The organism is Sinosporangium siamense (assembly GCF_016863435.1).
In the GTDB taxonomy this organism is placed as follows: Bacteria; Actinomycetota; Actinomycetes; order Streptosporangiales; family Streptosporangiaceae; genus Sinosporangium; species Sinosporangium siamense.
Genome location: NZ_BOOW01000007.1, coordinates 229,936 through 242,056 on the forward strand (window position 1 = coordinate 229,936; position 12,121 = coordinate 242,056).

Here is a 12,121-nt window from a genome sequence, read left to right on the forward strand (position 1 = left end):
ATGTGCCGCGCCGGAGGGTCGACCGATTCGGAAGGTTAGGTGTGTGGGGATGCCATACGAAGTGCAGGGAGTCATTGCACGTGGCAAGGGCGAAGCCGTCTCCTTGGAGACCGTGCTCGTGCCCGACCCTGGCCCGGGTGAGGCGGTGGTGAACGTCCAGGCGTGCGGCGTGTGCCACACCGACCTGCACTACCGCGAGGGCGGAATCAGCGACGACTACCCATTCCTCCTGGGCCACGAGGCCGCCGGTGTCGTCGAGGCCGTCGGGCCCGGCGTCACCTCCGTTTCCCCGGGCGACTACGTGATCCTCAACTGGCGGGCGGTATGCGGCGACTGCCGCGCCTGTAAGCGCGGCCGCCCCTGGTATTGCTTCAACACCCACAACGCCGCCCAGAAGATGACCCTGAGCGACGGCACTCCGCTCAGCCCCGCGCTCGGCATCGGCGCCTTCGCGGAGAAGACCCTGGTCGCCGCCGGTCAGTGCACCAAGGTCGACCCCGCGGCCTCACCCGCCGCCGCCGGGCTGCTCGGGTGCGGCATCATGGCCGGCATCGGCGCCGCGATCAACACCGGCGGCGTCACCCGGGGCGACTCGGTCGCGGTCATCGGCTGCGGTGGCGTGGGCAGCGCCGCCGTGCTGGGTTCCGCCCTCGCCGGGGCGAGCAAGATCATCGCAGTCGACATCGACGACAGGAAGCTCGCCTGGGCCCGCGAGTTCGGCGCCACCCACACCGTCAACTCCGCCGCGGTCGACCCGGTCGAGGCCATCCGCGAGCTGACCGACGGCAACGGCGCCGACGTCGTCGTGGAGGCGGTCGGCCGTCCCGAGACCTACAAGCAGGCGTTCTACGCCCGCGACCTGGCCGGCACCGTCGTGCTCGTCGGCGTGCCGACCCCCGAGATGACCTTGGATCTGCCGCTGCTGGACGTGTTCGGGCGCGGCGGCGCGCTGAAGTCCTCGTGGTACGGCGACTGCCTGCCGAGCCGCGACTTCCCCATGCTGATCGACCTCTACATGCAGGGCAGGCTCAACCTCGACGGCTTCGTCACCGAGACCATCGGCCTGTCGCAGGTCGAGGAGGCGTTCGCCAAGATGCACCGTGGCGAGGTGCTGCGCTCGGTGGTGGTCCTGTGATCGGCAAGGTGGTGACCTCGGGCACCTTCACCCTCGACGGCGGCACCTGGGACGTCGACAACAACGTCTGGCTGGTCGGGTCGGACGAAGAGGCCCTCGTGGTCGACGCCGCCCACGACGCGCCCGCCATCCTCGCCGCCCTGGCGGGCAGGAGGCTGACGGCGATCGTGTGCACCCACGCCCACAACGACCACATCAACGCCGCCCGCGAGCTCGCCGAGGCCACCGGCGCTCCCATCCTGCTGCACCCGGCCGACCAGCCGCTGTGGGAGATGGTCTACGGTACGGCGGTGCCGTACGAGCCTCTCGCGGACGGCGACGAGCTGTCGGCCGGCGGGGTGCGGCTGCGGGTGCTGCACACCCCGGGGCACGCACCGGGGGCCGTGTGCCTGCATGCGCCGGAGCTTGGCGTGGTCTTCAGCGGCGACACGCTGTTTCAGGGCGGGCCGGGGGCCACGGGGCGGTCGTTCTCGTCGTTCGACACGATCGTCGACTCGATCCGGGAGAAGCTGCTCACGCTTCCGGTGGAGACGGTGGTGCACACCGGGCACGGCGACTCCACCACGATCGGCGACGAGGCCCCTCATCTCCAGGAGTGGATCTCCCGGGGGCACTGAGACACGCGGATTCGGGAGTGTGTTTTACGACACATTTTTCTTACCTCCCGAGCCGCCCAAACTATGGTTAGCCTGCGCTTACTCCTTAATTTCCCGCCGTTCCGACGTGATCGTCCGGCCGGAAAAGCGATCTTGCCGGAGTAAGCGGAGGCTCTCCTATTTTCAGCGGTGACCGGCGCCAATTGCCGATCGTTTTCCGGGCGCCCCCGTGATCGAATTGGGGGATCTTGAGCCCCGCCGATCTCGCGTGAAACTCGACGTCGCGCGAGCGTGTGTGCGGCACGGCGGGGACCCGGAGGATTGTGCCGGCAGCACATAGGTTAGCCTAACCAAATCGATGGTATCTTAGGCATGCCTAACCTAAGGGCTTTCCTGGTGGGGGAGATCGGCCAACCCTATGTATGTCTGTGTCTGCCGCGCAGTGACCGAGAACGAGGTCCACGACTGCATCGCGGCCGGTGCCCGCAGCGCGAAGCAGATTCGCGACACCACGGGCGCCGGGAGCGACTGTGCCACCTGCGTGCGAAAGATCTGTGCGATGCTGAAGCGGTCTGAGGAATTGATTTCCACCGCATAGCACGAGGGGCCCGTTGTCATGCAGGGCGACAAGCAGATCATCGAACTGCTGAATGAACAGCTCACCGCCGAACTCACCGCGATCAATCAGTACTTCCTGCACTCCAAGATGCAGGAGAACTGGGGCTACACCAAGCTGGCTTCATATACCCGCGCGGAGTCCATCGACGAGATGCGCCACGCGGAGAAGCTGACCGACCGCATCCTCTTTCTTGAGGGGCTGCCCAACTATCAGCGGCTCGGCACCCTCCACATCGGTCAGACGGTGCAGGAGCAGCTGCAGGCCGACCTTGAGGTCGAATTGAGTGTGGTCAAGCGCCTCAAGCCCGGCATCGCGCTTATGCGTGAGAAGGGGGACATCACCTCGGCCAGGCTGTTCGAGGACATCCTTGAGGACGAGGAGCACCACATCGACTACCTGGAGACCGAGCTCGCGTTGATCGAGTCTCTGGGAGAGCAGCTCTACCTCGCTCGCTACGCCGAGCCGCCGACGGCGGCCGAATAGCCGGCCAGGCCGCGGTGATCCGTACGGCCCTGCCCGGTCTGTGATCGTGCCCGAATCGGCTCGCCTGTGATCGGGTGGGCCAGGGCGGGGCGGTCCGGTCGCCGGGGACGGCGGCTGATCGACCCGGGGCCGCGGCCCTCACCCGCCTTCGCCCGCCAGTGATAAGACCGTGCCCCCGCCGCGCGCAGCCGACCTCACCGAGGTGGCGACGCGCCGGGGGCGCCGTCGTTTCTCACGGGGGTGGTTTCGCTCGACACGCCGGTGTTTCTCACCGGGGTGGTCTCGCTCGACACGCCGTCGGCTCGCACGGGGGTGGTCTCGCTCGACACGCCACGCCGGCGGATCGGCGCCTGTGGTGCGTCGCGGACAGTGCGTGGGGTGGCCGTGGGGCCCCTGGGTCGGAAGTCGCCAGGGATATGTCACGACACGCCCGCCACGGACCTTCCGTACGGGCGTGTTGGGTTTTGTCACACTGGTCTTTGGCGGCCTGATCGGGCGGCCCGTGGTGTCCTACCCGCCGGGGCATGAGTCGTACCGCGAGATCTCCAACCCTTGCGTGATGACTAACCGTCATTTATCAGTGTTTGCCCAGGTCAATGGATGCGTCAATGACGAGTCAAACCGCGCGCTGTAGCCGGGAAACGATCGCTTAAGGTCCTACGATCGCTTCATGACCTGCGTACTTCTCGCCGAGGATGACACCTCGATCTCGGAGCCGCTGGCGCGTGCGTTGCGCCGTGAGGGCTACCAGGTGGAGGTGAGCCCGGACGGCCCGCAAGCCCTGGAAAGGGCTCTGTCGGGTGGCATAGACCTCATCGTTCTCGACCTGGGCCTGCCCGAGATGGATGGGCTTGAGGTCGCACGGCGCATTCGCGCCGAAGGGCACGGCACTCCCGTGCTGATCCTCACCGCGCGTGTCGACGAGGTCGACACCGTGGTCGGGCTCGACGCCGGTGCCGATGACTACGTCACTAAACCGTTCCGTCTGGCCGAGTTGCTGGCTCGCGTCCGTGCGCTGCTGCGCCGGGGCACTTCGGAGACCCCGGTGGTCCAGGGTGTGCGCATCGACGCTGATTCGCGGCGTGCCTGGATGGGTGACAAGGAGCTGCATCTGACGACCAAGGAGTTCGACCTGCTGCGCGTTCTCGTGCGTGACGCCGGCAAGGTGGTCACCCGCGAGCAGATCATGCGCGAGGTGTGGGACACCAACTGGTGGGGCTCCACCAAGACCCTCGACATGCACATCTCGTGGTTGCGCCGCAAGCTGGGCGACGACGCCGCCAAGCCGCGTTACATCACGACGGTCCGGGGGGTTGGCTTCCGGTTCGAGCGAGAGTAGGGAATGCGCCGCAGACTGCTGTCCTCCACCCTGGTCGTCGCCGTCATCGCGGTCTTGCTGCTGGGAGTGCCCCTCGGGGTCGTCGTCAGCCGGCTGATCGTCGATGAAGCGGCTCAGGAGCTGCGGTCAGAGGCCACACGCCTGCTCGGGGAGGTTGAATACTCCAGGATCCAAGATCAACCTATCGATCCCGCGCAACTAGAGCTGAAATATCCCAACCGATATATCCAGATCTACGAACGCGGCAACCCCCCCAACGCGACCATCGTTGGCACCGAACCTCTGTCCGGCCACCAGATGACCGAGGACGCCCACTCGGAAAACGGCGTCTACGTCCGGGTCAGCCGAGACCGAGGCCAGGTGGAGCAGGACGTGAGGGCCCGGCTCCTGCTGATCGTGGCGCTCGCCGCCGCGGCCCTCGCGGTGGCTGTCGGACTCGCGATCGTGCAGTCGCGCCGTCTGACGCTGCCGCTGCAGGACCTGGCGATGATCGCGGAAAAACTGGGGTCCGGCGACGCGAGACCGAGCAGGCACCGATATGGCATCCAGGAGCTCGATCGCGTCGCCGAGGTCCTGGATCGCAGTGCCACACGCATCTCCGACCTGCTCAACCGCGAGCGGGAGTTCGCCACCGACGCCTCCCACCAGCTCCGCACCCCGCTGACCGGTCTCACCATGCGCCTTGAGGAGATCGTCGCGGCGGCCGACCAGCCCGCGATCGTCCGTGAGGAGGGCGACGCCGCGATACTCCAGGCCGAGCGTCTCACCGCGGTCATCGACGAACTGCTCGCCGCCGCCCGCCGCCAGCGCCACTCCCAGGCCGAGCAGATCGACATCGACGAGGTGCTCGACCAGCAGCTCATCGAGTGGGACCCCGCCTTCCGCCGCGCCGGCCGCAGCGTGCGCCTCACCGGCACCCGAAACCTTACGGCCCTCGCCACCACCGGCGGCCTCGGCCAGGTCATCTCGTCGCTGCTGGAAAACTCCCTCCAGCACGGCGAAGGCCGCGTCACCGTCACCACAAGCAGCGCAGGCAAGTCGATCGTCATCGAGGTCTCCGACGAAGGGCCCGGCATCCCCGAGGAGCTGGCGCCCCACATCTTCGACCGCAATGTCAGCGGCGGCGCGGGCACCGGCCTCGGCCTGACCCTTGCCCGAGCCCTGACCGCCGCCGACGGCGGCCGACTTGAGCTCGTGCGGCGAAGCCCCGCAACTTTCGCGATCTTCCTCCGGCCGGTGGTCGACAACGGCCGCAACCGCGTGGTGAGAGGCCCGGCGTGAGGGGGAGCGGGGATAGTTAGAGGCTCGGCCGGGTCTGGGGGCGGAGGCCCGGCCGACGGCGACCACCTTGAGCTCGTAGGGCGAAGCCTTGTGGTGGCCCAGTGGGTGGGCGCACCCGTTTAGCGGCGGCAGCGCGCCGCATGCTCCGAGCAGGGTTCAACTGATGGTGGCTGAGCCGGGTCGGCCCTCCGAGGGGGCTCAGAGGCGGGTGGCCGCACCCTCAGAGGCGGGTGAGGCGGGGCCGGTGGCCTCGGACGGCTCACCCTGGGGGGAGCGAGGAGAGGGCAGGTCGCCTGCCTCGTCCACGGCGGGAGGCTTGGGGATCGCAAGGAAGACCCACTTGCTATACGACCAATACCTGAACAGGGTGCCGAGCCCGACCCCCACAAGCTGCGCGATGTTGAAGCTCACCGGGTCGTTGAGCTTCAACGTGTAGCTCACAAACCCGATCACCAGCACTGAGATCAACAAGCCGATCGCGTTGAGTATGAAAAACAGCACGTATTCCCGCGCGTAGCCGCTTTGCTCGCGATGGCGGAACGTCCAGAACCGGTTGCCCGCATATGAAATGGTCGCCGCAACGGTGGTGGCGACGACCTTGGAGGTCAGCGGGCCTTCACCGAGGCCGTATCTCAGATAGTTGGTCAGCGAGAAGTCAATCACAAAGGCGATGGCGCCGATCGTCCCAAACTTGGCCAGCTCCGCGAAGAGACCGGTTATCCGGCCGTAGATGCGTCGAAGTAGCTGCACGACTGCCCTTTCCGGTTCGCTGATCGGTCGCGCCCGGTGCTTGCCTTAGGTGCTCGGTCTTGATGCTCGGCTTCGGTGCTGGTCCCGCAGTTTCCGGCGATGCGGTTGTCGGCGCTCAACCCAGGTTACCGAAGACGATGCCACCCCCGTGCAATGGCCGATGCGAGTCCCACCCCGTGGTTCGCCCCACGCCGCCCGGAGAAACATACGGGTGTCTGGGGGCTACCCTGGCGACAGATCATAGGCGGCGGGTCACGAACGGACACCGGACTTCCGCGAATGCAGGCGGCCCTCACGGGCGTGTCGCCAGGGCGGGCCCAGGTCCCCCACACCCTGCCCCAGCCGGGGCGGGTAGTCTGAAACGCCGTGAGTACCCCTAGCCTGACCGGCGCAAACACACCAGCCATCGGCCCCGTCGTGGGCATGATCGGCGCCGGCCAGCTCGCCAGGATGACCCAGGGGGCGGCCATAGCCCTCGGGATCGAACTGCGCGTCCTGGCCGCCTCCCCGGACGAGAGCGCGGCCCGCGTCATCGTGGACACCCGCCTCGGCGACTATCGCGCGCTGCCCGACCTGCGGGAGTTCGCCAAGGGTTGCGATGCGGTGACCTTCGACCACGAGCATGTGCCCACGGCCCACATCGAGGCGCTCGCCGCCGAGGGCTTCGCCGTACACCCCGGTGCGGAGGCACTGGTGCACGCGCAGGACAAGGCGCTTATGCGTGAGCGGCTCACCGCGATCGGCGTGCCCTGCCCGGAGTGGGCACGAGTGGCCGATGAGGCCGATGTGACGGCCTTTGGTGAGGCGCACGGCTGGCCGGTGGTGCTCAAGGCGGTCAGGGGCGGATATGACGGGCGCGGCGTGTGGGTCTGCCGTTCGGCCGAGGACGCCGCGCCGGTGCTCGCCTCCGGCATCGCGCTGATCGCCGAGCAGTTCGTGCCGTTTGAGCGGGAGCTCGCGGTGCTCGTCGCGCGGTCACCGCATGGGCAGGGCGTGAGCTACCCGGTCGTGGAGACCGTGCAGCGCGACGGCATTTGCGTCGAGGTGCTCGCCCCCGCGCCCGATCTCGACCCCGAGCTCGCCGCCGCGGCCCAGGGCATCGCCCTGCGCATCGCCCGCGAACTGGGCGTCACCGGGCTGCTCGCCGTCGAGATGTTCCAGACCGCGGACGGTCTCGTCGTCAACGAACTCGCCATGCGCCCCCACAACAGCGGCCACTGGACCATCGAGGGTGCCAGAACCTCCCAGTTCGAGCAGCACCTCCGCGCCGTCCTCAACCTGCCGCTCGGCTCACCCAGCCCGACGGCCCCCGTGGTGGTCATGGTCAACCTGCTCGGCGGCGACGACCCCGAGCTGTTCACCCGCTATGAGCACGTCATGGCCCACGATCCCGGCATCAAGGTGCACTTCTACGGCAAGGAAGTGCGACCGGGGCGCAAGATCGGACATGTCACGGCACTGGGCACCGACCTGGAAACCGTGCGTGCCCGCGCCCGCCACGCCGCCGTCTACCTCACCGAAGGGATCTACACGTGACCACCCCTCAGGTCGGCATCGTGATGGGCAGCGACTCCGACTGGCCCGTCATGCGACTCGCCGCCGAAGCCCTCACCGAGTTCGGCGTGCCCTTCGAGGCCGACGTGGTCTCCGCGCACCGCATGCCGCAGGAGATGGTCGAGTACGGCACAGCCGCCGCCGGCCGCGGCCTCCGAGTGATCATCGCCGGTGCCGGCGGCGCCGCCCACCTCCCCGGCATGCTGGCCTCCCTCACCCCGCTGCCCGTGATCGGGGTGCCGGTGCCGTTGAAATACCTCGACGGCATGGACTCGCTGCTGTCCATCGTCCAGATGCCCGCCGGTGTGCCCGTCGCCACAGTCGCCATCGGCGGCGCCCGCAACGCCGGCCTGCTCGCAGTCCGCATTCTCGCCACGGCCGACCCTGCCCTCCAGGCCCGCATGACCGACTTCCAAGCCACCCTGAAGGCCCAGGCCCACGCCAAGGGCGCCAAACTCCGGGCGGAGGCAGCCGAGCTTTAGCCAGGCGGAGGGGTACGGCTCCCGCCGTACCCCTCACCCGTGCGGTCGGTGGAGCGGTGCCGCGGACCTCGCACGGTCGATCGGTGGAGCGGTGCCGCCACCCTCACCCGTGCGGTCGGTGTCATGCCCTTCGCGACCAGGGCGCGCTTGACTGCCGCAAGCGACACCATGTGCATCGACGCCCACCGTGGTGAGCATGCTTCGGGCATTTGGCCTGATCGCCGAAGTCTTGGCGTGGAGGCCCCTTAGGGGCGGCCGAGGGCGCGGTAGGTCCAGCCGGCGGCACGCCAGCTTTGCGGGTCGAGGGCATTGCGGCCGTCGACCATGTTGCGGGTCGAGACCACCGAACCCAGGGTTTCAGGGTCAAGCGCCACGAACTCCGGCCATTCGGTCAGCAGTAGCACGACGTTCGCCCCGCGGGCGGCGTCCATGGCCGATGTGCCATAAGCAAGCTCGGGGTGGGCCTGGCGGGCGTTGTCCAGGGCCACCGGGTCGTAAATGGTCACCCGGCCGCCCTGGCGGCCGATGGTCACGGCGACGTCCAGCGCCGGGGAGTCGCGGATGTCGTCGGAGTTGGGCTTGAAGGCCGCGCCGAGCACACAGACCGTACAGCCGTAGAGCGAGCCTCCGGCGACCTCACGGGCCAGGTCGACCATGCGTGCCCGCCGCCGCATGTTGATCGCGTCGACCTCGCGGAGAAACGTCAGCGCCTGGTCGGCCCCGAGCTCACCGGCCCGCGCCATGAAAGCCCGGATGTCCTTGGGCAGGCAACCGCCGCCGAATCCGAGACCGGCGTTGAGGAATTTGCCGCCGATGCGTTCATCGAACGACAAGGCGAGCGAAAGCTGTTTGACGTCGGCGTGGGAGGCCTCGCAGACCTCGGCCATCGCGTTGATGAAGGAGATCTTGGTGGCGAGGAACGCGTTCGCGGCGGTTTTGACAAGCTCGGAGGTCGCATAGTCCGTCACGACGATCGGGATGTCGCCGAGCGGCTCGTAGACCTCGCGCAGGATCTTTTCCGCCTTCTCTCCCGGGATGCCCGCGACTCCGAGCACGATGCGGTCGGGTTTAAGGGTGTCCTGTACGGCGAAGCCCTCACGCAGGAATTCGGGATTCCACGCCAACTCCACCTGGGGCCCGGCGGGCGCCAGCCGTATCAACTTGCCGGCCAGGCGTTGCGCGGTGCCGACGGGCACCGTGGACTTGCCGACCACCAGGCATTCGCGGGTCAGATAGGGGGCCAGGGACTCCACGACGGCGTCAAGATAGGACACGTCCGCCGCGTATTCACCCTTCTTCTGCGGCGTGCCCACACAGACGAAATGCACATCGCCGAACTCCGCGATCTCCTGATAGGAGGTCGTGAAACGTAGTCGGCCCGAGGCCAGATTGCGCCTCAGCACCTCTTCCAAGCCGGGTTCGTGTATGGGGAGCTCCCCGGCTTGCAACCGCTTGATCTTCGCCGCGTCCACATCCAAGGCGAGAACCTCGAAGCCAAGCTCGGCCATGCACGCGGCATGGGTGGCCCCCAGGTATCCGGTCCCAATGACGGTCAAGCGGTACGGCACGGCCGGGCTCCTCTCGTTCACGCTCCCTGACGCCGACAAGTGCGTCATCCTTGCGTACGGTCCGCCGGGGCATGCTATCGGCCTGTCATGCTCCACTCTGTCACCCGACGGTGCCGGGGGCTCTTTCACTCTCATACCCGGAGGTCTTCCAACCTCTCGCGGTCTGATCTCCCCGGTTCGTCGCTCGGAGATCAGTGTGAAATCACTGAGTAAAGTTACCGATCGGTCAACTTATGGCCGCCGGAGCGGCGGAAGCATTGTTGGACGTCCTACTATCGCTCTATGAGCTTCCCTCTCTACGCGCCCGCAGAGGAACACCACATGCTCCGTGAGGCCGTGCGGGCCCTTGCGGACGAGAAGATCGCCCCCCGTGCCGCCGAGATCGACGCGTCCGGGGAGTTCTCGTGGGACGTCTACAGGGACCTGGTGGCAGCCGACTTCCACGCCGTTCACATCCCCGAGGAGTTCGGCGGGGCCGGCGCCGACGCGCTGGCGGTGGTGATCGTCATCGAGGAGGTCGCCCGCGCCTGCGGCGCCTCCTCCCTCATCCCCGCCGTCAACAAGCTCGGCACCGTGCCGCTGCTGCTCTCCGGGGGCAAGGAGCTCAACAAGCGTTATCTGACCCCCGTCGCCCGCGGCGACGCCATGTTCTCCTACGCCCTCTCCGAAGCCGAGGCCGGCAGCGACGCCGCCGCGATGAAAACCCGCGCCGTCGCCGACGGAGACCACTACGTGCTTAACGGCGCGAAAATGTGGATCACCAATGCCGGCGTGTCGGAGTTCTACACCGTCATGGCGGTCACCGACCCCGACGCCGGCGCCCGCGGCATCTCCGCGTTCGTCGTGGAGAAGAGCGACGAGGGCGTCAGCTTCGGCCCCAAGGAGCGAAAGCTCGGCATCAAAGGCTCACCCACCCGCCAGGTCATCCTCGACAATGTGCGGATCCCCGCCGACCGCATGATCGGCGCCCCCGGCACGGGCTTCATAACCGCCCTCGCCACCCTCGACCACACCCGCATCACCATCGCCGCCCAGGCCCTCGGCATCGCCCAGGGCGCCCTTGACTACGCCATCGGCTACGTCAAGGAGCGCAAGCAGTTCGGCAGGCCCATCGCCGACTTCCAGGGCGTGCAGTTCACCCTCGCCGACATGGCCATGAAACTCGAAGCCGCCCGCCAGCTCACCTACGCCGCGGCGGCCAAATCCGAACGCGCCATGCACGGCGAACCCCAAAAGGACCTCACCTTCTTCTCCAGTGCCGCCAAGTGCGCCGCCTCCGACGCCGCCATGGAAATCACCACCGACGCCGTCCAACTCCTCGGCGGCTACGGCTACACCACCGACTACCCGGTGGAACGCATGATGCGCGACGCCAAAATCACCCAGATCTACGAGGGCACCAACCAAATCCAGCGCGTGGTCATGGCCCGCCAACTCCTCAAATAGTCCCCTGACCTCTGATACGCATCTCTCAGTGCAGAGGGCTGACCTGCTGAATGTTCCTGTTCCGTCCCTGTTCCGTGAGGTGCTGAGGAGAGACGGAACAGGTAGGCGCAGTGAACGCGACTCTGCAGGAGGGCTGCCCGCCCATCACGTCGGCCAGATCGTCCTCGTCGAGATCGAGAGTGAAGGCCCTTCCCGCCCGCCGCGGCTCCCAGCCGCGCTCCAGAGCCGTCCGTATGACCGCCGCCACGAGCGCCGGTCGCACGGCCATGGTGCGCCCCCCGAGCCAGGCGTCCGGCCGAGACCAGGGAAGCACCACCAAGAGCACCCGGCCCGGCCTCCCAGCCGCCTCGACGGCGAAAGTCATCGGCCCCCAGCCGTTCCCCTGGCAGTAGGTCGCCTTGCGCCGGACCCGCCAGCGGTAGGCCGCGCCGTCGACCGTGATGGGCCGCGAGCCCTTCGTGGGGATTGCCATGAAGCGACCTCCCGCTCTCGTCCCCTCGCCGTTCCGTCGGCACACGGAAAGCAGCGAGCAGCGACGAAAGCGTAATCCCTGACCAGCGGCATGATCGAGCCGTTTTCGCAGGTGACGGCGGCCGGCACCGGAGATCATCAAGACCTACGAGGGCACGAACTAGATCCAGCGCGTAGCCATGGCCCGCGAACTCTTCAAGCAGCCGACACACGAAAATCTTGCTTCCCAGTCACAAGACGGTCGGCCCCCGGAGAATCCCGTTTCTCAGATCTTCGGACGTGTTTACGGACACTGAGTAAGCGCATTAGGGCCTTCCTTATACCGCCTCGTGACCGAAAGTTTCGAAGCCTTCACTAGAGCACCAACCGGCGATCACGCTACTTGCGAGCTTGTGAG

12 protein-coding genes are annotated in these 12,121 nt (G+C 67.4%); 9 read left to right on the plus strand and 3 right to left on the minus strand.

Features of this window, described 5'->3' with window-relative positions:
- Positions 1–49: 49 nt before the first annotated feature.
- From Ssi02_RS05915 to Ssi02_RS05940, 6 genes are all read left to right on the plus strand, one after another.
- Positions 50–1,135 (plus strand): S-(hydroxymethyl)mycothiol dehydrogenase, encoded by a 1,086-nt coding sequence (locus tag Ssi02_RS05915; RefSeq protein WP_204021854.1) that lies wholly within the window; start codon positions 50–52, stop codon positions 1,133–1,135.
- Positions 1,132–1,752 carry an MBL fold metallo-hydrolase gene (locus tag Ssi02_RS05920; protein ID WP_204021856.1) on the plus strand — a complete coding sequence of 207 codons (621 nt, stop codon included), beginning with the start codon at positions 1,132–1,134 and terminating at the stop codon, positions 1,750–1,752. The genes Ssi02_RS05915 and Ssi02_RS05920 overlap by 4 nt, the downstream gene beginning before the upstream one ends.
- Positions 1,753–2,149: 397 nt before the next feature.
- Positions 2,150–2,329, plus strand: a complete 180-nt coding sequence (locus Ssi02_RS05925; protein ID WP_239128626.1) for a (2Fe-2S)-binding protein — start codon at positions 2,150–2,152, stop codon at positions 2,327–2,329.
- Positions 2,330–2,347: 18 nt separating this feature from the next.
- Positions 2,348–2,833, plus strand: a complete 486-nt coding sequence (gene bfr, locus Ssi02_RS05930) for a bacterioferritin (protein WP_204021861.1) — start codon at positions 2,348–2,350, stop codon at positions 2,831–2,833.
- A gap of 670 nt (positions 2,834–3,503) precedes the next feature.
- On the plus strand, positions 3,504–4,172 hold the full coding sequence (locus Ssi02_RS05935) for a response regulator transcription factor (protein WP_012888073.1): 669 nt from the start codon (positions 3,504–3,506) through the stop codon (positions 4,170–4,172).
- 3 nt (positions 4,173–4,175) lie between these two features.
- Positions 4,176–5,453: an ATP-binding protein gene (locus tag Ssi02_RS05940; RefSeq protein ID WP_204021863.1), complete on the plus strand. Its 1,278-nt coding sequence runs from the start codon at positions 4,176–4,178 to the stop codon at positions 5,451–5,453.
- Between the two features lie 198 nt (positions 5,454–5,651).
- Here the strand turns inward: Ssi02_RS05940 and Ssi02_RS05945 are convergent, their stop codons facing one another.
- Positions 5,652–6,203: a GtrA family protein gene (locus Ssi02_RS05945; protein WP_204021865.1), complete on the minus strand. Its 552-nt coding sequence runs from the start codon at positions 6,201–6,203 to the stop codon at positions 5,652–5,654.
- Positions 6,204–6,569: 366 nt separating this feature from the next.
- Between Ssi02_RS05945 and Ssi02_RS05950 the strand changes: the two genes are divergently transcribed.
- Positions 6,570–7,739 carry a 5-(carboxyamino)imidazole ribonucleotide synthase gene (locus tag Ssi02_RS05950; RefSeq protein ID WP_373870085.1) on the plus strand — a complete coding sequence of 390 codons (1,170 nt, stop codon included), beginning with the start codon at positions 6,570–6,572 and terminating at the stop codon, positions 7,737–7,739.
- Positions 7,736–8,239 carry a 5-(carboxyamino)imidazole ribonucleotide mutase gene (purE, locus tag Ssi02_RS05955; protein ID WP_275410605.1) on the plus strand — a complete coding sequence of 168 codons (504 nt, stop codon included), beginning with the start codon at positions 7,736–7,738 and terminating at the stop codon, positions 8,237–8,239. Before Ssi02_RS05950 ends, purE begins: the two co-directional genes overlap by 4 nt.
- A 245-nt stretch (positions 8,240–8,484) precedes the next feature.
- On the opposite strand, the gene Ssi02_RS05960 is transcribed toward purE, so the two are convergent.
- Positions 8,485–9,807 (minus strand): UDP-glucose dehydrogenase family protein, encoded by a 1,323-nt coding sequence (locus Ssi02_RS05960; RefSeq protein WP_204021867.1) that lies wholly within the window; start codon positions 9,805–9,807, stop codon positions 8,485–8,487.
- 282 nt (positions 9,808–10,089) lie between these two features.
- On the opposite strand from Ssi02_RS05960, the gene Ssi02_RS05965 reads away from it, so the two are divergent.
- Positions 10,090–11,253 (plus strand): acyl-CoA dehydrogenase family protein, encoded by a 1,164-nt coding sequence (locus Ssi02_RS05965; RefSeq protein ID WP_204021870.1) that lies wholly within the window; start codon positions 10,090–10,092, stop codon positions 11,251–11,253.
- A 25-nt stretch (positions 11,254–11,278) separates the two neighbouring features.
- On the opposite strand, the gene Ssi02_RS05970 is transcribed toward Ssi02_RS05965, so the two are convergent.
- Positions 11,279–11,725, minus strand: coding sequence for a hypothetical protein (locus Ssi02_RS05970; protein WP_204021872.1), 447 nt, complete (start codon positions 11,723–11,725; stop codon positions 11,279–11,281).
- Positions 11,726–12,121 lie beyond the last annotated feature (396 nt).